Genomic DNA, 24,310 nt, shown 5'->3' on the forward strand with positions numbered 1-24,310 from the left:
TTATTGACAGCGACTTGAATCTTGTTAATTCTGATCTCGCTCGCAGTAGCTGAAGCTAGATGCGTATCAGAACTCGCATAGGCCAAGGCCTAAAGCGTGTCAGGGGAGCAGGTCTTAATGTTATTGTATCTCGCGAAGCGAATGTGCTTTGCCGTTTTCACTTTGATAAGCGTTCTGACGCTCGTCTTTCTCATGGTCCGAGTGCTGCCCGGCGATCCGGTTCAGATGATACTCGGCGATCAGGCCAGCCCCGAGAGCATCGCCGCGATGCGTACGCGACTTGGGCTCGATCAACCGTTGCTCGTTCAGTACGGCCATTTCCTGCTGAATGCGCTCAAGGGTGACCTTGGCACATCGATGGTCTCAGGACGCCCTGTGACCGAAGAAGTCATGTCGGTGTTGCCATATACATTGGAGCTGACATTTGCCGGACTGTCGCTCGGCGTCGTCTTCGGTGTTCCGGCAGGCGTATGGGCAGCCGTGTATCGAAACAGACCCGCGGATTACATTATCCGCTTCGTTTCACTGCTTGGCTTGTCACTTCCCGGCTTCGTATCGGCGATCGTACTGCTGATCGCATTTGCGATTAAGCTCCGCTGGTTCCCTGTCATTAGTGCAGGGACTGGCGAGGGTATCGGCGACCGTCTTTGGCAAATGGTGCTGCCTGCCGTATCTCTTGCTCTGATCATGATGGCCTATGTCACGCGCGTTACGCGGTCGGCGATGCTTGAAGTCTTGAGTCAGGACTTCGTGAGAACGGCACGAGCCAAGGGTGTGCACCACAGCGCCGTCATCTGGCGCCATGGTCTTGGAAACTGCCTTGTTCCGATCACGACAATTGTCGGCCTTTATCTGGGCATCCTGATCGGTAACTCGGTACTGACCGAAATCGTCTTCTCCCGGCCAGGCCTTGGAAAACTGATCCTGACCGCCCTGAGCCAGCGCGACTATACGCTGCTGCAGGGGATGATCGTTGTCTACACCTTTATCGTGGTTGTCGTGAACCTTGCGACCGACCTTACCTATGGCTTCCTCGATCCCAGGGTTCAATACAAATGACAAGCTCCAACGTAACGCTAAAGCGCTCCGAGAGCCGGCTCGAAAAGACCCAAGCCGTCATTCGCCGGGTCAACTTCTCCACCTGGGCAGGTTTGCTCATCGTCGTTCTCCTCGTTCTGGGTGCGATATTCGCTCCACAACTGTCGCCTTATCCGCCCGCAAAACAGAACATCGTCGACCAGCTCGCTTCGCCGAGTGCTGCCCACATCTTTGGTACCGACCAATTCGGCCGAGATATCTGGACCCGCATGCTCTACGGGGCGCGCTACTCGCTGATCATCGGCTTCCTGGCCGTTGTGGTTGCCATGGTCATTGGCACGTTCATCGGAATGATTGCAGGTTTCAGGGGCGGCCGTCTCGACATCGTCTTGATGCAAATCATGGACGTCGTTCTGGCATTCCCTTCGCTCATTCTGGGCATCGCACTCGTTGCGCTTATGGGTGCGACAACGACCAATATCGTTGCCGCGATTGCCTTTACTTCGATCCCGGCCTTTGCCCGCGTCGCCCGCGCTGCGGTCATTACCCAGCGCGACCGCGAATATGTGCAAGCCTGCCGCGCGATGGGCTTTTCTTCAAACCGAACACTCTATCGGCATATCCTTCCAGCCATACTTCCCGAAATTATGGTTATGGCTTCTCTCTGGATGGCCAACGCGGTCAGAACGGAAGCCTCTTTGGCCTTTGTCGGCCTTGGAATCGCTCCGCCGGCTCCGACATGGGGCGGAATGGTGCGCGACGGCTTTGAAAACATTCTCAGCTCGCCGCACCTTGCTCTGTTTCCTAGCCTTGGCATCCTTCTCCTCGTCCTGGCTTTCAACCTCATGGGCGATGGTCTTCGCGATCTCATCGATCCGCGTTTGAAGGATGCTTCCTGATGTCCGAGCACGCTGTACTTTCAGTCAAAAATCTCAAGATCTCATTCGGCAGCAAGCCGATCGTCCACGATCTCAGCTTCGATATTGCCGCCGGCTCGACCCTGGCGGTTGTCGGTGAATCCGGATCGGGAAAGAGCGTCACCTCACTGGCGATTATGGGCCTTCTGCCCGAAGGCACCGCCAAGGTGAGCGGGTCGATCCGCCTTAATGGCAAAGAATTGCTCGATCTGCCTGAAGCAGAGATGCGCCAGATCAGGGGTGGCAAGATCAGCATGATCTTCCAGGAACCGATGACGTCACTCAATCCTGTCCAGCGCGTCGGAGATCAAATCGCCGAAGCCATCCGGATTCACCGGGGATTGAAGGGGCGGGGCCTTCGCGACGCGGTTCTGGAAATGCTTAAAAAGGTCGGTATCCCCGACCCGGAACGCCGGATTGACAACTATCCGCACATGTTCTCCGGCGGGATGCGCCAGCGCGTGATGATTGCCATGGCTCTGGCTTGCGATCCCGCATTGATCATAGCCGACGAGCCGACCACCGCACTTGACGTTACCGTTCAGGCGCAGATCCTTCAACTTTTGAAAGATCTACAGCAGGACACGAAGACCGCCGTCTTGTTCATCACGCATGATATGGGCGTTGTCGCCGAAGTCGCCGATCAGGTCCTGGTCATGCGAGGCGGTCACCAAATCGAAGCAGATTCGGTCAACAAAATCTTCACCGAGCCGGAAAGCGAATATACCCGGATTCTGATCGAAGCAGCACCCTCGATTGCGGGTAAAATCGATATCGAAAATGCGGCAGCGTCAGAACTCGACGTCCTTCCGCTCAACTGCAAAGGTGACAAGCCCCTTCTTGAGGTGCGTGATCTCTCGGTTAGATTTGTCCATACCGGCGGGTTGCTTGGCCGCAGACTGGGCCATGTCCATGCTGTGGAAGGTGTCTCGTTCGCGATCGGTAAGGGTGAGACGCTCGGCCTTGTCGGGGAGTCGGGCTCCGGGAAGTCAACGATCGGCAAGGCTATCATCGATCTCGTATCGCGGCATGGCGGCACGATCACGGTCGACGGCAACGTGATCGACTATTCCAATCCTAAAAGTCTGGCGCGCTTGCGCCGTGACGTCCAGATGATCTTCCAGGATCCATTTGGGTCGCTCGACAGTCGACAGACTATTGGCTCGGCGATTATCGAGCCGATGAAAGTACACGGGATTGCAACCGGCAAAGCGCTGACCGAGAAAATGGAGTGGCTGCTCGACAAAGTCGGTATCTCTCCCGATCGCGCCAAGAGCCTGCCCCATGAATTCTCCGGCGGCCAGCGCCAGCGCATCTGCATCGCGCGGGCGCTCGCAATGGCACCGAAGCTGATTATCGCCGACGAAGCTGTTTCTGCTCTCGATGTTGCCGTCAAAGCGCAGATCATCGAGCTTATGATGAACCTGCAGAAGGAATTCGACATTTCGTATCTGTTCATCAGCCACGACATGGCCGCCGTAGAGAAAATCTGTGATCGGGTTGCCGTTATGTACTTTGGTGAACTGGTTGAAATCGGCAGCAGGGATGACGTAATCGGGCGCCCTGGCCATGCCTATACCCAGCGCTTGCTTTCCGCCATTCCGATTACCCATCCGGATCAACGGCTGGATCGACCGGCGGCAAAGCGCGAGGCGCCGCCACCACGCAGCCCGATGAAGCCCATCGGTTTCGCACCGGAACCAGCGCTTTGGAATATGAAAAGCGACGGGCATTTCGTCCGCCGCACCGCGCCATTGCTCAGCCCTCGGTGATGCCACTCATGCACGCTATTCAGGAACTCGCAAACTTCGCGGCTACCCTTCCGGCTGGTAGCCTTCCACAATCCGCACGGCAAGCTTGCGCGGTACTCATAACAGACCTTCTCGCAGCGAGTGCGGCGGGATTCAACTCAGACCTGGCTATCGCGGCCAGAAAGGCGGCTTACGCCGCCTATGGTCAAGGTACGGCCGATGTCTGGTTGACCGATCGAAGCCTCTCTATCGTCGGTGCTGCTATGGCGAATTCCGCAGCAGCAAGTGCTCTCGATCTCGATGACGGTCACCGTGGCGCAGCCGGGCATCCCGGGGCCGGGATTATTCCGGCTGTTCTGGCCGTCGCACAACAGATAGGCGCGAGCGACGAGGAGATCTTCGAGGCAATTGCGGTTGGCTATGACATCGCATTGCGCGTTGCCACTGCTCGCCCGACGGAAACGATCGACACTTATATCAGCGGTCGTTGGGTGAACTTCGGTGTCGCGGTAGGCGCAGGGCGTCTCCTGAAACTGACCACTTCCCAGATGGCCAATGCAATTGGGATCGCCGGCGCCGAAGGCCCGATAGGTATCAACGAAGAGGTCTCTAAGGCCGACGGCAACACCGTCAAGGAATGCATTCCGCCAGCTGTCGTGACAGGGCTGACAGCGGCCTTCCGCGCTCAGGCTGGAGCGACCGGTCCGCTTGACCTTCTGGATGATGGGAAGCGCTACACGCGCGCGGTTCTTACCGGCGATCTCGGCATTCATTGGTGGCTCGAAGATTGTTATTTGAAGCCCTACGCATGCTGCCGCTACATGCACGCGGCCATCGACGCCATACTTGAACTACGCCGTCCAAGTGCTCCTATAGTAAGCCTTCGCATCGAGACATTCGCTGAAGGGCTGAAACTGTCGAACGAGCGTAACCCTGCGGGCCTGGAAGGTGCGCAGTATAGCTATCACTTCAGTTGTGCCCTTGCAGCGATCCACGGTGGACGCGCTCTGCAGCCGGTCGATCCCGTTTACCTCACGGACCAGGCCGTTCTTGAGCTATCAGCGCGTACTGTTTTGCAGGCCCATCCGGATTTCGCGTCAAGCTTTCCCAAAGGAACACCTTGTCGAGTCATCATGGATCAGGGCCATGGTGAAGAAGTCCTCACTGTTCTCCACCCGCTTGGTGATGTTGCCAATCCAATGTCCTACGAGCAGGTGAAAGAGAAATTCGAACAGCTCGGTTCGCAGGTGCTGGACGAAGAGCGGCGCGCCCGGATCCTGGCAGCACTTGATCAATTGCCTGTCAGAGGCTTCAAGCCGTTGTTCGACAGTCTTGTCGCACTTTCCAATCACTCCAGTTAGGGGAAACGAGGGAACTCGCGTGAACATCAAACCGCGACGTATCGGCGCGCAGAACCAAGCACGACTCGGGCTTTCAGTTCAATGGCTCCATTTCTCTTTGTCCGCTTGTCACCGAGACGGCGGATTTTGAAAATTTTCGGCGATGAGGCGACTTCCTGTGAGGTCGCTTTATCGACTTGAGCGGTTGGCTCAACCGTCTGCGCAGGCCGGTCGCTCTGTCGGGCAAGGGTATTGCATGAGAAGGCCGGCAGGTTCGACACGCGGCAATCACCACAGGAAACTACGGAGGAAGAGATGAGGGCCTGGCTGAACAAAACACATCACAGCAGGTTGGAAGCCGTCGAGATCGCAACGCCTGACGCGACCGGGACACAGGTCGTCGTTGATGTGACGCACTGCGCAGTTTGCCATTCGGACCTCCACACTTGGCAAGGAGTGACTGACTACGGAAGCCGTGGCGTTCTGCAGCGACCGCAGCCTGAAACCCCTATTGCCATGGGCCATGAAATCGTGGGCAAGGTTTCCGCCCTTGGGCCGGACGCACAGGGCGTGAAGATAGGCGATCAGGTAATTGTCTACCCATGGCTTGGCTGCGGGAAATGCAACGATTGCCTCAACGGTCGCGACAATATTTGTGCAATCGGTAGCCGTAGCCTTGGCTTCATGCAACACGGCGGCTTTGCCGATAAGGTTATAGTGCCTCACTCAAAATACCTCGCCTCGACCGGCAACATCGACCCGGCTTTGGCGGCAACATACGCTTGCTCCGGCCTGACCGTACGGTCGGCAATTCGCAAGATAATGCCACTCGCGCCTGAAGAGCTCGTCGTCGTGATCGGTGCGGGCGGGCTCGGCCTGCAAGCCGTCGCCATGCTGAGGGCGCTGACGAATAACAAGATCCTCGTCCTCGATAAATCTGAGGCTAAGCGCGATCTCGTGTTGGGGGAAGGCGCGGATCATTTCGTGGTTCTCGCCGACGAGGACACCGCAGCCAGGGTTATCGAGATCAATGGTGGCAAGGTCAGCTCCGTGCTCGATTTCGTCAACAACTCGGAAACATCCGGGCTGGCCTTAAGTATCCTGCGCAAGGGCGGACGGACTATCCAGGTCGGCCTTTACGGCGGTGAACTGGTCGTCCCGCTCTACACATTGGCTGTGACCGGGCTTTCGATTATCGGCAGCATCACTGGAACGCCGGAAGACCTCAAAGATGTCATCAGACTGGCTGAAGAGGGCGTTCTGAAGCCGATCCCTTTGACACGGATGGCTATGGCTCAAGTCAATGAAGCGATGTCGCGTCTTGAGCAGGGCCGGGTCGACGGCCGGATCGTACTGATTAACTGACCGCAGCTTCGAACGCAGCGGCCCGCGGCTTCTTTCATGCTTCGCCATCCGAGCGAAGAGGAGAGTGGTCGGAAGGCTGGAATCCAAATTTTTACGATCGACGGCCTACCCCTGATTTCGGGACGGCCGGCCACTACAATCAAACGAAAGGGTACTGCAATGGCACCTCGTCCTAGCATCTATATCGACAATACTTGGCAGCCGGCCACCGGAGGCGATACGTTCTGGGCGGTGAACCCGTCCACCGAAGAAGCATTTGCCGAGTTTCAGATTGCGTCCGCAGAGGACGTCGACCGCGCCGTGAAGGCCGCGAAAAACGCTCTGCCGGCATGGAGCGCCTCCGAAGCGAGCATGCGTGTCGATGCACTTAGTCGGCTTCTCAAGGCTTACGTTGCTCGGACCGAAGACCTGGCAAGGGCGTTGGCAGCCGAAATGGGTGCTCCGATCGATTTCGCTCGTACAAGCCAGATCGGGGCGGGCGCGAACCATCTGCGCGCCTTCATCAAGGCCCTGCAGGAGTTCCATTTTGCCGAGCCCGCTCTCGTCGGGAGCGAAAATCAGGAAATTTTGCGTGAAGCCGTTGGCGTGGCAGCGCTGATCACGCCATGGAACTGGCCGCTTAATCAGATCACCCTGAAGGTCGGCGCAGCCTTGGCTGCAGGTTGCACTGTGGTCCTTAAGCCCTCGGAGGTATCACCGGTGTCCGGTCAGATCTTCGCCGAGATCGTCGAGGCTGCCAATCTGCCGAAGGGGGTTTTCAACCTCGTGCAGGGCACCGGCGCCGTGACCGGGGCTGCCATGGTTGCCCATCCAGACGTCGATGTCGTCTCCTTCACAGGTTCGACGCGCGCCGGTATCGCGATTTCGTACGCCGCTGCGCCGAGCATCAAGCGTGTATCGCTCGAACTCGGCGGGAAGTCTCCCAGCATCGTCTTCGCTGACGCTGACGTCGAAAAGGCCGTTCGCTGGACCGCAAACTTCTGCTTCAACAACACTGGGCAGTCCTGCAATGCTTCGACTCGTATGCTGGTCGAGCGCAGCGTCTACGACCGGGCGGTGAAGCTCGCCACCGAAGTCGCAGAGGGCATCGTCGTCGAGAGAGCCGATCTTCCCGGAACCCATATCGGGCCGCTTTCTTCCAAGGTCCAGTACGACAAGGTCCTGAGCTGCATCGACCAGGCTGTTAGCGAAGGCGTCAACCTGATCACCGGAGGTCGCGGCCGGCCCGAGCACCACAAACGCGGATACTTCGTCAGCCCGACCGTATTTGCGGGCGTGACCCCAGAACATTCGCTATTCCGCGATGAAGTGTTCGGACCTGTTCTCGCCATCACACCTTTCGATAGCGAGGAGGAGGCGATCGAGCTCGCAAACGACACCGTGTATGGCCTTTCCGCCTACATTCACACGGAAGACGCCGCGAAAGGCAAGCGCGTGGCCAGGAGCGTCCGGGCCGGCATGGTTCAGCTCAACGGGTCCGCGCGCGCGCCTGGCACACCCTTCGGCGGCTACAAGCAGTCCGGCAATGGCCGCGAAGGCGGGCGTTGGGGCATCGAGGAATTCCTCGAGACGAAGCTCGTTGCGGGCTGAGCCCGAGCACTTATTGAAAATCCCCGCCTGAATGAGATCGCACCGCGAGACCTTTCAGGCGGGGAAGGATGTCGTCCGATCCTGAGACGCCTATCCCCATCTGCCAATGCTCGAACTGGAAGGTCGATTCATGAAACCGATAGATAAGGCGTCGTCCGAGCAATCGGAGCTGATTGATAATTATGGTCCTATTGGAATTAAGGCTGTGGCGGCCGCGTGTGCAGCGGGCACCTCTGCTAAAGCTCGGCCAGCAAGCCCGCGGACAGAATCTCCGCTCAGCCGTCCGGGAATTCGGTCTCTCGACGACGAATAAGGCTCTTACCATGACACGTTCGCCTGAGAATTCGACACAAGCGCTCTCGCCTGTCTGGTGGCAAGGCATCCAGAACGAGACGCGCGCCCTTGTGGTCGCTCATCTGACCTTCGCTGAGCAGCATGATGATCGGGCGTCCCTCACCATCGCAGACGGTGTGCAGTTTGGAGTTCAGTCCGCCTTTGGTCCGCCCGATACGACGGGGAACATCCCCTTTTTGAGCAAGCTCGCTGCCGTGCGATGTGCTTTCAGGTGTGTGGCGTCGATCATGATGCGCTCGAACACGCCGAGGCGGCTCCAGCGGATGAAACGGTTATAGAGTGTCTTGTGCGGCCCGTAGTCCTTCGGCGGGTCCTTCCACTGCAAGCCCTTGATAACGTAGACAATCCCGCTGACGACACGACGATCATCGACGCGGGGAACACCATGTGCCGGCGGGAAATGTGGTGCAATACGAGCCATCTGGCTTTCGCTCAGCAAAGACAAATCACTCATCACGGTCTCCTTCCGGAAACTGTGAACCACATCTCAATCCAAATTAATAGGTCCTGACCCTAGTCACCGGAATCTGAAGTTCGGCTCATTGTTTTTTGGCAGAATCGCTTGACGGAGGCGAGGATTTGGCCGGCGGATTTCACCCATCTGTATGGCTTGGGATTCTCGTTGTGCGTTGCGATAAACGCGTCGATGTCGGCTTCCAGTTCGGCGGTGGAACGATGACACCGCGTTGCAATTGCTTGCGCATCAGCTCTGCAAACCACCGCTCGACTTGATTGATCCAGGAGGCTGACGTTGGCGTGAAGTGAACATGCCAATGCGGGCGGCGTGCGAGCCAGGCCTTGATCCTCGGCGTCTTGTGGGTCGCATAGTTGTCCATCACCAAATGCACGTCCGGCCCCTTGGGCATCTCGGCGTCAATCCGCTTCAAGAAGTCGAGAAATTCGGTCGCCCTGTGACGTTTGTAGCACTGGCCGATTACCGCGCCAGTCGCAACGTCGAGCGCGGCGAACAGGGATGTCGTGCCGTTGCGGACATAGGTATGGGTGCGCCGCTGCTCGGCGATGCCCGGCGCCATGGGCAGAACCGGCTGCTCGCGATCCAGTGCCTGGATTTGCGATTTCTCATCCACGCATAGCACGACTGCCCGATCAGGTGGCGACATGTAAAGGCCGACTATGTCTTGCACCTTATCAACGAACAGGGGATCGGAAGACAGCTTGAATGTCTCCGAACGATGCGGCTGCAAACCAAACGCGGTCCATATCCGACGGATGGTGGTGTGCGACAGCCCGCGGTCGGCTGCCATCAAACGGATAGACCAGTGCGTGGCATCCTTCGGGGTGGTGTTCAATGTCCGTTCGACGACCTCAGCTATCCGGCAGGAACAGACGCAGGCCAACCGGGACCGGCACCTCGTCTCGCGCAAGCGTCACCGATACCAGCGTCTGGCAATTTGCTCTCTTGCCCAGCATCGAGGCGTATTGCGGCGCGACTCCGACCGAGTGATCGCCCTTCTTCGGCAGGCCGGTGTCATCGATCACCAGAAACGCATCGGATGCGCCAACGATCCTGTCCGCCTGCAGCGCAAGCTCGGTCTCAAGAGGAACAGCATCCCAAAGGCCATCCGAAATGAAATGATGGAGTCGGTCGTACTGGCCTGGAGCGAACCGTTCCGCCATCGGCTCCATACTTTTGCGGTCACCGGGACCGATAAGCCCCGCCACATAAAGTGGACACATCTGTCGTCGTTTCTTGTGTCCAAGCTTCTCCAGAAACGGCTGCAGAAAAGCTGAAAGCTCCGTATCCCAATCCACCATATCGCGCCCCAAAAGTGAGAGCGCAAATCATCTCAAACCAGGCTTGCCCGAATCTGCCAAAGTAGTGCTAAGCAAATCTACGCTCAAAATGCCCCGCAAGCGGCTTCGTTCAATCCCAGCTGATTCTGGACACCGCGGAAACGCTCTAATAATTTCAGCCGGCGAAAAGTCCAAACGGCTGTTTAACGTAATTGAAAGTTGGCAGGATATATTGGTGTGTAAACATTTGTGCCATAATGAATCGACTTGGATTTGATAGGTGAAACTTGTTAATAGTTTCTCTAAACTTTTATCACCAGCCAAATACCTATTGTGCTTTTAGTATATTATCAAACAATATTGAATTATAATTAAATATTGTTTGATTATGTTCGAGCAGATTTTTTTCATAAAGCCTCCTATAGTTTCGTTGGAAAGTTGATATTATTATGCTAAAGCACATTTGTTGATAAAAATTAAAAGTTATTAAAATGCTTTTCCTTTATGTAAAGCTTTTATTAAAGCCATAATTTGCGGCCCAATCAGCGGACGCAATTATCGCATTTTCGCTTATTAAAGCTTATGCGTTGATCAGAACGGTTGGCATTAATATTCAACGTTTTATCATGGAGTTTAACAGGCCAATTTTTATTCCATCTAATCTTTGTTTGGTCTTTTGCCCTGAGCAGGTGGCGATAGCTATCGAGATCGCCCTCAACTTATATAGGAAATTCGTCGAATTCGATTTGATGGAGCGGCAAAGGGAATGGGCGCGGACGGTACCGCTCACAGCAGACTTCTACTGGAGAGTGGTAGCTGGTGAGTTCTTCACAAAACCTCTTCTTGATTGCCCAGCTAAAGGGCACGTATTCCGTGAAGTCCAACTTGATAGAGCTTTGCTGTATATATACGGGCCGAGAAACTTTATTGCTAACTACATCAAAACTCAAACGCTCTGGCGTCCCAGGAGGCAAGACATCTTAGCTTGTACAATGCCGCCTTTTAGAGAAGAGATATGCAAGCGAGAGATCCTCCGCTTGCACAATAGTTTATCTTTCGTTTCATACAATACTGATGCTGATGTGGAGTACTATGTAGCTATTCTGCCAAACCAGACGTTTACTAAGGGGCCTAGCTTTTTACTTCAAAGCAGCGGCGAATATTGTGGATTTTTCCACGCAGATGGTGAGAGAGTCAAATACGATATCATTGCTTTCGGCCGCTCTCACTTTCGCAACAGTTCTCCGAATGACGACAGTCTGTTCAACCTACGTAGTCCCCTAAGAGCAATTGAAGAGGCAGAGCCCAAAACTAAAAAGCTTAAAAAGTTCCTATCTTGCTTTAATAGCAATTGAGTTTATTGTTAATTGTGTTTGTTAAAAAGCTAGTAACTCTGTGGTGTGAAGGTTATGTATTGAAAATAAATTTATATTATTTCCCAGGAATACCAAGCGCAAATATTTAACATGGGAACCTTGCAGCAATGCACACGCAATATAAGTATGATTTATTACACACCATAAAAATGAAAACGTTGCACACAATACAAAGGCATTCGCTTCACATGAGCGCCCTGCCGTTTATTAAAATTTTATAAATATGGCATCATATGTATTTTTTGGATTTTTGCAACGGATGTCCGATACTAGACGGTGCGCGCTCCAAAGATTGACAGTTTAGTTGGATCGAACGGCAGTGAAAGTGCGTGTAGAGCTTCGCCTCTTGCAGCCTTTATCAGCAACATGATGCTTTTCGTAACTGGAATTTTCACACGATGCGATTCGGCAATCGAACATATCATTTCCAGAGTACGGATTTCTTCTGAGAAATAGCGGTGCTGCAAGTTGTCGGGACAAGCAAAGTTGACGTTGTAGGGGAACGGTGCCAGACTGAATTCCCTCATATTCACATAGTCTGTCTTTGACTGAGTATTGCACTCTGCCAGGACAGTATCTAGCGTTATCCCCAAAGCGCCTGCAACTTTAAGACGCTCCTTGTCTGCAGCATCTATCACAGAACACACGTAGCTATTGGTGCCTTGGCCATAAAAATAAAATCGATAATCGGCACCCACACGGGATTCCAATTCCATGCGCCAACGCTCAGCGCGCTCGGTAAGCGAGCCTTCTGGATCGCGCAGCCGGCCAATATTGAGCGTCGCTGAAACTGCATGGATTATATAGTTAGAGAAAAAAAGCGAGTGGAGTGGCGAGATAACGGTTATCGAGGAGCCAAAAATCTTTGCCAGTGTCTCGCTAACTGACTTCGGCAGTTTTAAATTGCCCCCGCCATCGCGTTTCACTGGATAGCACGACACACCAAACGAAGGCAGTATCGCTTTGATGTGAACTTCGTTCCCCTGTCCGCCGACCAGCTTTGCTGTTACGGGGGAATCGTCAGTTTCTAGAATTCGTTCGCACATCAAGCGAGCTGCGTAATTGACAGTGAACCCGTGCCCGCATATTACGAGCAATGGCCTTTTCAGGACGAACTTTTCGAGATCTTGAACGAAGGCTTCGTGCACGTCAGCTCGGGTTGCAAGAACCAGAAACTTCGCTGAAGCAAGCAGATCAGCCAATTCCTCGTGTATAGTGATCTCATGCTTACCTTCGACCACGCCGCTGGCGGTTATCCCACCATGTTGGCGAATTGAAAGCAATGAACCAGGATGATTTGCTGGAGCCCACATGGCTGTTTGAATTTTCTGGCTTGAAAACCAGGCCGCTAAAGCCGTTCCAGCGTGACCGCCTCCAATGACTCCAACCGAAAGCTCAGACGCCATTGTTTAAGTATTTTATTGGAATGCAATGTAATGCTTAGTTGATTGCAGTGGAGAGAAGGTTCTTCCAAGCTCATTTATAGAGGCGCTTCCCCTCGGGCTTAAGCAAACAACATCCTCCAGACAGCAATCAAAGCAATGATAAAGAAATTTACACGTATCACGTTAATAATATTCGTTAAATAATTTGAAAGTAACGAATAAAGTGCATTCGCTTGAGTGGCACGAAAGTTACGCATAGCAATATTCATGCTGTTATTTCCAGAATGCAATTAGATCATATGCCGCGTCGTACAAGATGCTCTCCACCGTAAAATGCGGATTATCAAGCTCAAAGCATGGGATTGAATATGTAAACGGATCACAATTTTATTATTGACCTAGAATAACGATTAAGATTACTTTATCAATATTGGTGAGCCTAGAAATAAATGTTATAATAGTAACATTATCGGCAGTGATATTATATTTATATATTAGATTTTTAAAAAAATAAAGAAATATTGGAGTGAAAATAAATTAGCTAACGTGGAGGGGGTGATACAAAAATATGCAAACGTATTTCACGTTCGCAGATGCAGCGAGCTTGTGCTGCGCTTAAGATCGATTAGTTAGTCAAGAAAAAGTTCTAATGAAATGGGCTTGCGAACTTAGATCAATCTGTAAAAAATGACAGACTGGCAGGATATATTGTTTGGTCATGTTCAATAGATTGTTCGAATGAGCGTTTGTTCGTCACCTCAAAAAACCGTTGGAGCGAACTTAAAATTGGATAAAACTCAGGGCAACGTCAGCGGCCGCTAGTAACGTGGAACTAAAGTAGGCATCATTTTATTTTGCTTCTGTTGTAACAGCGGGAGTTTGATTGATGGTCGGCAGGCAAGCGGGCTTTGTCGCTCTGAGCGACGAGGATAGAAATTTTCTTGAGTCTCAGGTGCGTCGGCACAAGGCGCCGCGCTCGCTGTCGGATCGATGCCGGATAGTTTTGCTGTGCGCGCAGGGCTTGCAGAGCAAAGATGTTGCCGAACGCCTTGGCGTCCACGAGCACACGGTTGGCAAGTGGCGCCGCAGGTGCGTGCAGGGTGGCATTGACGGGCTGACCGACGAATATCGCGCAGGTCGGCCACGAACCGTCTCTGACGCCCAGGTAGCTGAGGTCGTCGAACGGACATTGAACACCACCCCGAAGGATGCCACGCACTGGTCTATCCGTTTGATGGCAGCCGACCGCGGGCTGTCGCACACCACCATCCGTCGGATATGGACCGCGTTTGGTTTGCAGCCGCATCGTTCGGAGACATTCAAGCTGTCTTCCGATCCCCTGTTCGTTGATAAGGTGCAAGACATAGTCGGCCTTTACATGTCGCCACCTGATCGGGCAGTCGTGCTATGCGTGGATGAGAAATCGCAAATCCAGGCACTGGATCGCGAGCAGCCGGTTCTGCCCATGGCGCCGGGCATCGCCGAGCAGCGGCGCACCCATACCTATGTCCGCAACGGCACGACATCCCTGTTCGCCGCGCTCGACGTTGCGACTGGCGCGGTAATCGGCCAGTGCTACAAACGTCACAGGGCGACCGAATTTCTCGACTTCTTGAAGCGGATTGACGCCGAGATGCCCAAGGGGCCGGACGTGCATTTGGTGATGGACAACTATGCGACCCACAAGACGCCGAGGATCAAGGCCTGGCTCGCACGCCGCCCGCATTGGCATGTTCACTTCACGCCAACGTCAGCCTCCTGGATCAATCAAGTCGAGCGGTGGTTTGCAGAGCTGATGCGCAAGCAATTGCAACGCGGTGTCATCGTTCCACCGCCGAACTGGAAGCCGACATCGACGCGTTTATCGCAACGCACAACGAGAATCCCAAGCCATACAGATGGGTGAAATCCGCCGGCCAAATCCTCGCCTCCGTCAAGCGATTCTGCCAAAAAACAATGAGCCGAACTTCAGATTCCGGTGACTAGCGTTGGCGCTCATTCATGGGCGGACTATGATGAACAGATCTGCGCTCACGAAAATCGATATGTATCCGCCGCTATGACTGTCCGCGACTTTGTTAAACCCGCGCTTTGACGCACAAATCACCGTGAGTCGGCAAAGGAGTTGAATAAAACTCTTAGGCCGTGCTGATGATGATTAGCCAAGAAGTGTTACGTCTGTAGGAATTCCAGTAGAACAAAATACGAACAATTAGCTTGATTTTAAGCGGATAAACCGATGGATTTACTAGTAAAAACTGACTTCCCTTGAAAGGGTTTTCTTCCGGCTCGTAACATTGGGTTAACGAAGTAACGTTTGACGCAAAACTATGACCGGTCAACTGTCGATCGACGGAAAATCACTGACGATCACGAAAAATCCGTCGTGAGGAAAAATGATAGCGAGCCAGCAGCAAGTCGAACCCGCAGAATCATCGGCGGCAAAAATCAGCCGGCAGTCTCGATTGTTGTCTGCACAGCTGAGGTCGATTCGCGAGCGCCTCTACGAACCCGTAGCAGCAAAGACTCTGAAGACCTTCACGTCGCGCGAAGCCGCGATGCTGCTGGGGATTGCGGAATCAACACTTCGTCAGATGTCGCTCGATGGAGAGAGCGCAATACCCGATCGCCGGGATAATGGGCGACGAATTTATACGCTTCACCAAGTAAATCAGATACGCCAGCATCTCGCTCAAAAGCGCCCGAATGAAGCACTTGAGTTTTTCCCACGCCGCCGAGACGGTGAAAAATTACAGGTCATTGCTGTTGCAAACTTTAAGGGAGGCTCAGCAAAAACGACGACAACGGTCCATTTGGCGCATTATTTGGCAATCCAGGGGCTCCGGGTTCTTGCGATCGACCTCGATACGCAAGCATCACTGTCAGCAATATTTGGATACCAGCCGGAGTTCGACGTTGACCAGAACGAGACCGTCTATGCAGGAATTCGCTATGATCGACGTCGCAAGGCTGTCCAAGATGTGATCCGAAAGACCTATTTCGCCGGGATTGATTTGATCCCGGCGAACCTGGAACTTATGGAGTATGAACACGAAACTCCGCAGGCGATTGCAGACGGCTACGGACGGGGAGAAGAGATTTTCTTTCGCAGGTTGTCTGCGGTCATCAGTGAAGTTGAGGCTGACTACGACATAGTACTTATCGACGCCCCACCTCAGCTGGGTTATCTTACTCTTGGCGCCCTATGCGCTGCCACGGCGCTTCTTATCACCATTCATCCGGCGATGATCGACGTCGCGAGTATGAACCAGTTTCTGGCTACGATGAGCGATCTCATGGGCGTGATCGAGGCACGTGGCGGCACGCTCAGTCACGATTTCATTCGCTACTTGATCACGCGACATAACCCAAACGACGGTCCTCAAGTTAATGTCGTCACTTTGTTGCGATCCCTTTTCAAAGAAGATGTTTTGGCCCCCGTTGTCGTTGAAACCACCGCGATCGCGATCGCGGGCCTCGAAAAGAAAAGTCTTTATGAATTGTCGAGAGGAAGCGTTGGGCGCGATACACTTTCCCGTGCACTCGAGTCGGTAGATTCGGTCAACCGAGAAATCTTCCTCTATGTTAAGAACGTGTGGGGTAGATGATGGTCAATCCCGAGGAACGAAGCCAGCAGATGAACAGCTTGTTCGGGCACATCGATACTGACGGTCTCGCGAAACAATCGTCGCCCTTACGTTTCGGGCAGGAAAAGCTGCGTGTTGGCTCGGCGGTCGTCAAGTCAATGGATCGTGCGTTCGTTTCAATCGAAGATGAGAATAGGCGTCTTCATAATCAGTTGCTTTCATCAGGATCAGCCGTTGAACTCGACCCTGATCGCGTCGCTCCATCGTTCATTAATAATCGCTTGGACATCGAAGGCGATGAGAGCTTTCATACGTTCGTCGAAGGTATCAAAGAGGCTGGACAGAAGCTTCCCATTCTCGTGCGTCCCTTGGCGGGGAAGCTGGCTCACTATCGAGCTGCCTACGGCCACCGACGCCTCCCCGCGTGCCAGATATTGAAGCGTTCCGCCAAGGCGATCGTACGTGAGTTGAGCGACGAGGAACCCGTTGTTTCACAAGGGATCGAGAACTCGGAGCGTCTCAATCTATCTTTCAATGAGCAGGCGCTATTTGCCTTGAACCTAAAAGAGCGGAAATACTCGCGGGAGCTGATATCAGACGCGCTAGGTCGCAATCAGGGCCAGCGCCGCGCCTATATCTCGATCCTTATAAATACGGCTGCGCTGATTCCTGAAGAGCTCATCCGGCCGATGGGATCGCCGCCCTCCATGGGGCGTCCAAAATGGGAAAAGCTGGGGGCTTTCATTAATAATCGAAATCTGAGCGCTCGGCGGAAGAAAATCCTCGCAGATGTCACTGCCTCTCCTGCATGGGAGAAAATCGGAAGCGCCCGGCGGTTCGCATTGATCATGACTGCCTTCAATCGTTCTACTAAATGCGGGCCAGACTTGGTCGAAGTGTCGCTGGACGATGGTATTATCATTGTAGCAAAACAAACCGATAAGCCGACACATATTTCAATTCCTGACAATCGCTTTCCCGGGCTTTCGGACTGGCTGCTGCAACGGCTACCCGATCTTTTTGAAGAGTTTCAATGGGACAACGAAAGGTTTTAGAATGAACTAGTCGCCAGAACCGGAAAGGGCCCATCGACTGCAATCGATAGACCCTTGAACTAGCGGCCAACGGAGCGTCTATGCACCATCAACATCAGCTATAGCGAACAGATTATAAGACGGACGAGGGTGTTAATCAAGTCTCTGTAACTGCCAGGGACGGATTTTTGCGCGTAGCGATCCGTGGGCTTCCTGAAAATTGATTGATTGGGACTGCGATCTTGTGATCCGCAGCAGGATAGCCATGACTGAATTATCGTCAGTCGCGTCATTTCGACGCGTCACTCCCGGAATTGCTGCAAGCGCGCGTCTTGCAATGGCAAACAATGTTCCTGATACAACCAAGTCCGAAATAGCGCTGCTTTTGAAGAAGGCAGCTCCAATTTTAGGCATCGACGGCCCCACCTATCACGTCATGGATATCCTTCTTGGCCTTTCTCGGGCCGATGACTGGAGGGGCTCTGGTCGTCCGATTGTGGCGATATCGAATGCGAAGCTGGCGGAATATATAATGCGTTCAGAACGCACGGTAAATAGATGTATCCGACGGCTAGTTGAAGCTGGTATCGCGGCTTATCGAGACAGCTCAACGGGCCGACGGTTTGTATACCGCAATAAAGCTGGTGAGGTGATGGCCGGCTTTGGAATCGATTTCACACCAGCCCGAGTGAGGGCTGACGAACTAAAGCAGGCCGTTGATCAGTACCAACAACGACTGAACATCGAACTGGCAGCCAAGCGCGACATCAGCCGGTTGTCACGTGCAATCGAAGACCTTTGCACCTGTAATCCATCAGGTGTCACGACTGAAAAATTGGAACTCCAGGCGATATTGGGGGATAGCGACGGCGTTATTGAGCGGGCGGAGCGGATAAGGCAACTACACCTACAGACGTTAGCTAGGCTGGCCCCAGAATACGTTCCGTTCGATATGACATGCGAGGGTGACACCGGCGTCACTCCAGATATCGATACAAACCCAGAATCTCTCTCTGAAAGTAATAAAATGCCGACCCGCTCTAACGAGCGGGGCATTTTTCAAGAAAACGGCCGCTACGCGGCCGAAGGGGCTTTTGAAAAAAATCCTACGAATGCCACGGTTGCGATGCAAGATAAGACTGACGGCGAGGATCGTGATGCAGACACAGTCCAGGGTGAGGTTTTGGGCTCCGTGTCTGTGGGGCTCCTCCAGGCAGCCTGTCCAGGGGCCCAGGCGATGATTGCACAGCAGTTTGACAGCTGGTCTGCACTCGGTCGATCTGGGGAGAGGCTTCGCCGGATGATAGGTCTGTCCGAAGCGGGCTGGGCTGATGGTCAGAAGAAAGTTGGCCCTTACGCTGCCGCGGCGATCTTGGCGACAGTACTTGAAAAGTCAATTCGTGACCCTGAGCAGATTTCTAAACCTGGCGGCTATTTCCGAGCAATGATTGATCGAGCCATTGATGGTCGACTGAATTTGGAGCGCAGTCTTTTTGGGCTTGCCGACCGCGGGTATGGTAATCCCTAGTCACCGGAATCTGAAGTTCGGCTCATTGTTTTTTGGCAGAATCGCTTGACGGAGGCGAGGATTTGGCCGGCGGATTTCACCCATCTGTATGGCTTGGGATTCTCGTTGTGCGTTGCGATAAACGCGTCGATGTCGGCTTCCAGTTCGGCGGTGGAACGATGACACCGCGTTGCAATTGCTTGCGCATCAGCTCTGCAAACCACCGCTCGACTTGATTGATCCAGGAGGCTGACGTTGGCGTGAAGTGAACATGCCAATGCGGGCGGCGTGCGAGCCAGGCCTTGATCCTCGGCGTCTTGTGGGTCGCATAGTTGTCCATCACCAAATGCACGTCCGGCCCCTTGGGCATCTCGGCGTCAATCCGCTTCAAGAAGTCGAGAAATTCGGTCGCCCTGTGACGTTTGTAGCACTGGCCGATTACCGCGCCAGTCGCAACGTCGAGCGCGGCGAACAGGGATGTCGTGCCGTTGCGGACATAGGTATGGGTGCGCCGCTGCTCGGCGATGCCCGGCGCCATGGGCAGAACCGGCTGCTCGCGATCCAGTGCCTGGATTTGCGATTTCTCATCCACGCATAGCACGACTGCCCGATCAGGTGGCGACATGTAAAGGCCGACTATGTCTTGCACCTTATCAACGAACAGGGGATCGGAAGACAGCTTGAATGTCTCCGAACGATGCGGCTGCAAACCAAACGCGGTCCATATCCGACGGATGGTGGTGTGCGACAGCCCGCGGTCGGCTGCCATCAAACGGATAGACCAGTGCGTGGCATCCTTCGGGGTGGTGTTCAATGTCCGTTCGACGACCTCAGCTACCTGGGCGTCAGAGACGGTTCGTGGCCGACCTGCGCGATATTCGTCGGTCAGCCCGTCAATGCCACCCTGCACGCACCTGCGGCGCCACTTGCCAACCGTGTGCTCGTGGACGCCAAGGCGTTCGGCAACATCTTTGCTCCGCAAGCCCTGCGCGCACAGCAAAACTATCCGGCATCGATCCGACAGCGAGCGCGGCGCCTTGTGCCGACGCACCTGAGACTCAAGAAAATTTCTATCCTCGTCGCTCAGAGCGACAAAGCCCGCTTGCCTGCCGACCATCAATCAAACTCCCGCTGTTACAACAGAAGCAAAATAAAATGATGCCTACTTTAGTTCCACGTTAATAGGCGGTGTGGACGGATTGCCGCAAGTTTAATTTCTGCGATTCCCAAATCCGTATTTGAATGATTCATGGGTTGCCGGTTTCAGAGGAGATCGGCGATGCTGACGAAGATGACAGAAGCGGACTGGGCGGTCGCACTTGAGGTTTTCCGCGCCTCGCTTCCGCGGCGGGGCGACAAGGGTCGAGATGACCGGCTGTTTTTGGAGGCCCTGCACTATTTCTCCGTCAACAATATCACCTGGCGCGGTCTGCCGGAGCGCTATGGACATTGGAACAGTGTCTGGAAGCGCTTTTCCCGATTGAGCAAGGCGGGTGTTTTTGAGATTTTCTTCGAGCACCTTGGCAGCCTGAGCACGTCGGCCGATCTGGTTCAGATGTTCGACAGCACCGTGGTGCGCGCGCATGTTTCGGCAGCAGGAGCAAAAGGGGGCAATATGGCCAAGCGCTTGGCCGCTCGCAAGGCGGCTTCTCGACCAAAATCCACCTGAAGACCGATTTCGACGGACATCCCATCGCCTTTGATCTGACCGGGGGCGAGAAAGGTGACGCTCCGCACTTTCCAATCCTGCTTGGCCTTGGCCCCGATGTAGATCCCCGCGCCGCCATGGGCGACAAGGGCTATGACAGCAAGGCTAACCGCCAGGCCGCAAGAAGGCGGGGTGCGGTTCCCGTCATTCCTTATCGTTCAACGGCAAAATCAAAGCCGACGTTCTTTCCCAAAGCGCTCTACAAAGGTCGCGCCCGCATCGAGCAAGCAGCCGGAAAACTCAAGCCCTTCAAGCGCGTTGCGCTACGATGCGAGAAGACCAAACAAAATTTCTCCTCCATCGTCGCAATCGCCGCAGGCTTCATCTTGATCAAATCCGTCCACACTGCCTAGATTGAACTGCGCCGTGTTTACCAGTATCCACCTCAGCCTTTTTGACCCACTCATGGAGTGTATGCGGCGCACAGCCTATTTTGGCCGCTATCGATGAGATCGCGGCCCAACGGGACGGATGTTCGGCTTCATGGTCCAAAACAAGCCGCACCGCTCGGGCCCGAACTTCAGATGAAAATTTGTTTGTTGTCTTGCTTGTCATGGCTCCACTTTCTCACGAGTTGGAGCCTCCGGTAAACACGGGGCGGTTCACAAAGCCATTGCACCAGATCGACAAGTCTCCAGCGCACGGCACCATCGAGATAGGGAACGGGACCTTTCTCGACGATCTCAATGAGCGCTTTGCGCTGCTTGTCGTTCAACAGCGGCTCACGGCCCTTGGCCTTTCTGGTCTTCAGGCCGTCTGGACCGTGTTGATTGAAGCGCTCGACCCAATCGCGGACGATTTGCAAACCGACCCCGCCCATAGAGGCGGCTTGGCTCCGCGAGCCGCCTTCGTAGATCACTGACAAAGCAAGCAATCGCCGGGACCAGTCCGTGTCCCGGCTCTTTCTGGCAAGCTGACGCAGGTCTTCAGCCGTGTAGTCCCGACGGATATCGAGTGCCGTTCCCATCGCGAAATCTCCTTCCGCCATGTTGAAGCATGATTTGTCTCAAAACGGAATCCCGTGAGTCAACTTCATCGGGCACTGATATTATCTCGTGCCCGATCGCGCGGATCATAAATCCGTCGTTCATAAAACTCGTCAAAAGCATTTTCAGCTTTTGATGCGCCTATCGAGGCCGCGGTACGGTTCAACGCGGAAACAAGCAAAGCTTTTTTCTTCCTCAATCCAAGTGGCATGGTCTCTAGGTCCTTCTTAACGTCATAAAGGGCTAAAAACTCTCGATATACTTTCTGCTCACGCTCGCGAGTAGGCCATTTTCCTGTCAATGCCGTTTCGCGGGCGAGTACAGCTTCTGTCTGGCCACGGGGCCCAAGATGCAGCAATTCAGAAGTCTGATCTTTACAAGGTGAGGAAAGGACCGGATCGCGGCTTACTGTATAGTTGTAGCTGGTAGTCGCAACCTGAAGTGGCATGATCACCCCATCTGGCGTTTCACATTGCAACCCGTCGTTAGCGAGTTGGTGCGCGTAGCCAAGCTGGTTTAATTGATACCCATTTGAAGCCGTTACACTTTCCGTGGACGCAACAGGGTCAGACAGGGTTGCCCTTTGATCAGACCGGTAGCTCGCGTCATCTGGCCACCCGCGCCCCACCAGTCCGGTCCGCCCCCTTCCGGTACCAACATGTTGGCGATGAAGCTCCTTGCATTCGAGGTAAGCGGGCATCGGCCTCTCCAAACGCCGGCCCTCTTTTGTCGAGCGCAGGGTATGGTGGACAACCTTGAACCCAAAAATATGCTCCGACTCGTATTTTCCGGTCTCGGTCGCAAGCCGCGCTCGTTCGTTTTTACGACTTCCATAAGTGCCAATATTGTCGCTTCTCGTGCTAGCGGCTTTTTCTGGCTGAGTGGACTGGGGCGTCAACCCCGTCCCGTGGGACGGCGACCCTTTCGTGTGGAAAATTTCGTCATTGGCCGCTGCTCTGGCGCCTCGACGGCTCCTACTGCCCAGCCGTTTAACTTTGGTGACGTCGTCCAGGGGACTACTTTTGGCGATGCTTCCGGTTTGATCTGTGTCACTTCCAGAGGGCCCGAAATTGAGTACGCGTCTTGCTTCCAATTGCGTGCATGCGAGATTTTGCACGTTAGTCTGCTCTTGTGCTGCATCCCGTGTGAGACAAAGTGGGCGTGCTTCAAGTTGTTCAACCAAACTGAGACGGGACTTACTGTTCGTACTTGCTTCCGACAGAAGACCAGTCACCTTGCCATCCTCAAACGGATCATGTTCATCGGGAATCCAGGCCGCGGGGTCGAGCTCTGCCAGGCGCGCGTTCACGACCAGATTTTGCCAACGCGGCTGGGCTGGCTGCTTCCAATGTCCGTACGCCCGACGTTCCGCATCGCCAAGCGACATTCCCTCATATGAGAAGACTGAGGAAGGTGTCGTCCCGATCACCGGATTCGATTCGGCGTCACCTTCGATTACAGCTTGGCGTGCGTCTATGATAAGATCTTCCCAGGTGGGCTGGTACGGCTTGCTCCCGCGATTATGCGCAGCGCGCTCCGCCACTCCATCGTACACAAAGGACGCACACGACACCTCATCGTCATCAATTGGGACGCGGGGCACGCGCTCGCATTCGTTGGAAGGAGTTTCCTTGCCTCTTTCATGTGAGCACGACATCGAAGCAACCCGGTCCAATTCAGCAATGCGTGCGTCAACAACGAGATCTTCCCATCCTGGCTGCGCGGGCCCGAGCCATTTTTCGTATGCTAGCCGTTCACCCTCCCCAAGTGGGAGGCCTTCGTACTCGAAGACCGAGCTGTTATTTGATTCGTTGAGCCAGCCAGAGCTGTCGATCGCTTCAAGACGCGCGTCGATTATTAGGTCTTTCCAGGATGGTGCCTGTAATTTACTCCAATTCTCATATACCTCGCGCTCAGGTGAGCCGAGTCTCATCCCATCAAATTCGAATGCGTGAGGGAAACCGATTTTTTGATCGATCGAGCTTGTCCGCCTGCGCTTGGAGGCATCGGACCGGAATTCCTGCTGAACGAAATCACACTCGTTCGGAATCGAAGAAGCGGCGTGTAGCTGTTCAATACGCGCGTTTACAACGAGTTGTTCCCAACTGGGTTGTCCCGGCTCCATCCATTCTTCGTAGGCGCGCCGTTCCCCTTCCACCAGGGGCACACCCTCATAAACAAACGTCGATGAGGTACTTTCTCTGAAATCGAGATTCCAATCGGAACTGTCTATCGCGCTCATGCGAGCGTTTATTATCGGATCTTTCCAACCCGGCCTGTCCGCTCTGTCCCATGTCTCGTACGCGGACCGCTCGGCGGCGCCAAGTCTCATTCCGTCATAAAAGAATGGCGAACACGAATTTTCCCAATGATCCGTTTGGCCGTCGGATGTGGATCCAGCGAAACGGTTCGAAGGCACTTTGGGATGTAGGACAGGCGTAATCCCGGTGTTAACCTCTGCCGAGGATCTAGCCGACTCACCGTATCCGCTTTGCGAGCTTCCCGATGTTTTCATGGCGATGTCTCATCAATCGGCAACCTTCAGCGTTGTTAGTGCATTCACGAAGCGGGACTTCTGACGGCGCCAACAAGACTTGATCCGAAGCGGTATAACACT

Annotated in this window: 14 protein-coding genes and 7 pseudogenes; 13 read left to right on the forward strand and 8 right to left on the reverse strand. The window is 54.1% G+C overall.

Annotation, left to right across the window (positions count from 1 at the left end; genetic code table 11):
* Positions 1-117: 117 nt before the first annotated feature.
* From AVCG78_RS26555 to AVCG78_RS26580, 6 genes are all read left to right on the forward strand, one after another.
* A complete protein-coding gene (locus tag AVCG78_RS26555; protein ID WP_012649005.1) occupies positions 118-1,059 on the forward strand; it encodes an ABC transporter permease in 942 nt (313 codons plus the stop codon).
* Entirely contained in the window at positions 1,056-1,937 is an 882-nt protein-coding gene (locus AVCG78_RS26560; protein ID WP_012649006.1) for an ABC transporter permease, read from the forward strand. The genes AVCG78_RS26555 and AVCG78_RS26560 overlap by 4 nt, the downstream gene beginning before the upstream one ends.
* Entirely contained in the window at positions 1,937-3,727 is a 1,791-nt protein-coding gene (locus AVCG78_RS26565) for an ABC transporter ATP-binding protein (protein WP_012649007.1), read from the forward strand. The genes AVCG78_RS26560 and AVCG78_RS26565 overlap by 1 nt, the downstream gene beginning before the upstream one ends.
* A gap of 8 nt (positions 3,728-3,735) precedes the next feature.
* Positions 3,736-5,067 carry an MmgE/PrpD family protein gene (locus tag AVCG78_RS26570; RefSeq protein WP_012649008.1) on the forward strand — a complete coding sequence of 444 codons (1,332 nt, stop codon included), beginning with the start codon at positions 3,736-3,738 and terminating at the stop codon, positions 5,065-5,067.
* Between the two features lie 231 nt (positions 5,068-5,298).
* Positions 5,299-6,411: an alcohol dehydrogenase gene (locus AVCG78_RS26575; RefSeq protein WP_139191476.1), complete on the forward strand. Its 1,113-nt coding sequence runs from the start codon at positions 5,299-5,301 to the stop codon at positions 6,409-6,411.
* A gap of 159 nt (positions 6,412-6,570) precedes the next feature.
* The gene (locus AVCG78_RS26580; RefSeq protein WP_139191475.1) at positions 6,571-8,001 is read left to right on the forward strand and encodes an aldehyde dehydrogenase family protein; all 1,431 of its coding nucleotides are present in this window, start codon (positions 6,571-6,573) and stop codon (positions 7,999-8,001) included.
* 371 nt (positions 8,002-8,372) lie between these two features.
* Here AVCG78_RS26580 and AVCG78_RS26585 read toward each other — a convergent pair.
* The 3 pseudogenes from AVCG78_RS26585 to AVCG78_RS26595 form a co-directional block, all read right to left on the reverse strand.
* Positions 8,373-8,809: pseudogene (locus AVCG78_RS26585) on the reverse strand (IS5 family transposase); the annotation flags it as partial.
* Positions 8,810-8,868: 59 nt separating this feature from the next.
* Positions 8,869-9,692: pseudogene (locus tag AVCG78_RS26590) on the reverse strand (IS630 family transposase); the annotation flags it as partial.
* Positions 9,685-10,131, reverse strand: a pseudogene (locus tag AVCG78_RS26595) (IS701 family transposase); the annotation flags it as partial. The pseudogenes AVCG78_RS26590 and AVCG78_RS26595, both read right to left, overlap by 8 nt.
* A 566-nt stretch (positions 10,132-10,697) precedes the next feature.
* Here AVCG78_RS26595 and AVCG78_RS26600 point away from each other — a divergent pair.
* Positions 10,698-11,465 carry a RolB family protein gene (locus AVCG78_RS26600; RefSeq protein ID WP_139191439.1) on the forward strand — a complete coding sequence of 256 codons (768 nt, stop codon included), beginning with the start codon at positions 10,698-10,700 and terminating at the stop codon, positions 11,463-11,465.
* A 290-nt stretch (positions 11,466-11,755) separates the two neighbouring features.
* Here AVCG78_RS26600 and AVCG78_RS26605 read toward each other — a convergent pair whose 3' ends face one another.
* Complete coding sequence (locus AVCG78_RS26605; protein ID WP_012649012.1) at positions 11,756-12,892, reverse strand: NAD/NADP octopine/nopaline dehydrogenase family protein; 1,137 nt, start codon at positions 12,890-12,892, stop codon at positions 11,756-11,758.
* Positions 12,893-13,757: 865 nt separating this feature from the next.
* On the opposite strand from AVCG78_RS26605, the pseudogene AVCG78_RS26610 reads away from it, so the two are divergent.
* The 4 genes and pseudogenes from AVCG78_RS26610 (at position 13,758) to repC (ending at position 19,020) form a co-directional block, all read left to right on the forward strand.
* Positions 13,758-14,857 (forward strand): annotated as a pseudogene (locus AVCG78_RS26610) (IS630 family transposase).
* Positions 14,858-15,267: 410 nt separating this feature from the next.
* On the forward strand, positions 15,268-16,479 hold the full coding sequence (repA, locus tag AVCG78_RS26615; RefSeq protein ID WP_012649013.1) for a plasmid partitioning protein RepA: 1,212 nt from the start codon (positions 15,268-15,270) through the stop codon (positions 16,477-16,479).
* A complete protein-coding gene (gene repB / locus AVCG78_RS26620; protein WP_012649014.1) occupies positions 16,476-17,513 on the forward strand; it encodes a plasmid partitioning protein RepB in 1,038 nt (345 codons plus the stop codon). Before repA ends, repB begins: the two co-directional genes overlap by 4 nt.
* Positions 17,514-17,712: 199 nt before the next feature.
* Positions 17,713-19,020, forward strand: a complete 1,308-nt coding sequence (gene repC / locus AVCG78_RS26625; RefSeq protein ID WP_241868989.1) for a plasmid replication protein RepC — start codon at positions 17,713-17,715, stop codon at positions 19,018-19,020.
* Here repC and AVCG78_RS26630 read toward each other — a convergent pair.
* A pseudogene (locus AVCG78_RS26630) lies at positions 19,017-20,116 on the reverse strand (IS630 family transposase). The gene repC and the pseudogene AVCG78_RS26630 overlap by 4 nt on opposite strands.
* A 162-nt stretch (positions 20,117-20,278) precedes the next feature.
* On the opposite strand from AVCG78_RS26630, the gene AVCG78_RS26635 reads away from it, so the two are divergent.
* Together AVCG78_RS26635 and AVCG78_RS26640 are read left to right on the forward strand one after the other, a co-directional pair.
* A complete protein-coding gene (locus AVCG78_RS26635) occupies positions 20,279-20,668 on the forward strand; it encodes an IS5/IS1182 family transposase (protein ID WP_041699590.1) in 390 nt (129 codons plus the stop codon).
* Positions 20,647-21,060: pseudogene (locus AVCG78_RS26640) on the forward strand (transposase); the annotation flags it as partial. The gene AVCG78_RS26635 and the pseudogene AVCG78_RS26640, both read left to right, overlap by 22 nt.
* Here AVCG78_RS26640 and AVCG78_RS26645 read toward each other — a convergent pair.
* The 3 genes and pseudogenes from AVCG78_RS26645 to AVCG78_RS26655 form a co-directional block, all read right to left on the reverse strand.
* Positions 21,059-21,262: pseudogene (locus AVCG78_RS26645) on the reverse strand (transposase); the annotation flags it as partial. The pseudogenes AVCG78_RS26640 and AVCG78_RS26645 overlap by 2 nt on opposite strands.
* Positions 21,228-21,674, reverse strand: a complete 447-nt coding sequence (locus AVCG78_RS26650) for a helix-turn-helix domain-containing protein (RefSeq protein WP_158212759.1) — start codon at positions 21,672-21,674, stop codon at positions 21,228-21,230. The gene AVCG78_RS26650 and the pseudogene AVCG78_RS26645, both read right to left, overlap by 35 nt.
* Positions 21,675-21,739: 65 nt before the next feature.
* On the reverse strand, positions 21,740-24,208 hold the full coding sequence (locus tag AVCG78_RS26655; protein ID WP_012649017.1) for a virA/G regulated protein: 2,469 nt from the start codon (positions 24,206-24,208) through the stop codon (positions 21,740-21,742).
* Positions 24,209-24,310 lie beyond the last annotated feature (102 nt).

This window comes from Gillisella vitis, from assembly GCF_021559775.1.
Classification (GTDB): domain Bacteria; phylum Pseudomonadota; class Alphaproteobacteria; order Rhizobiales; family Rhizobiaceae; genus Allorhizobium; species Allorhizobium ampelinum.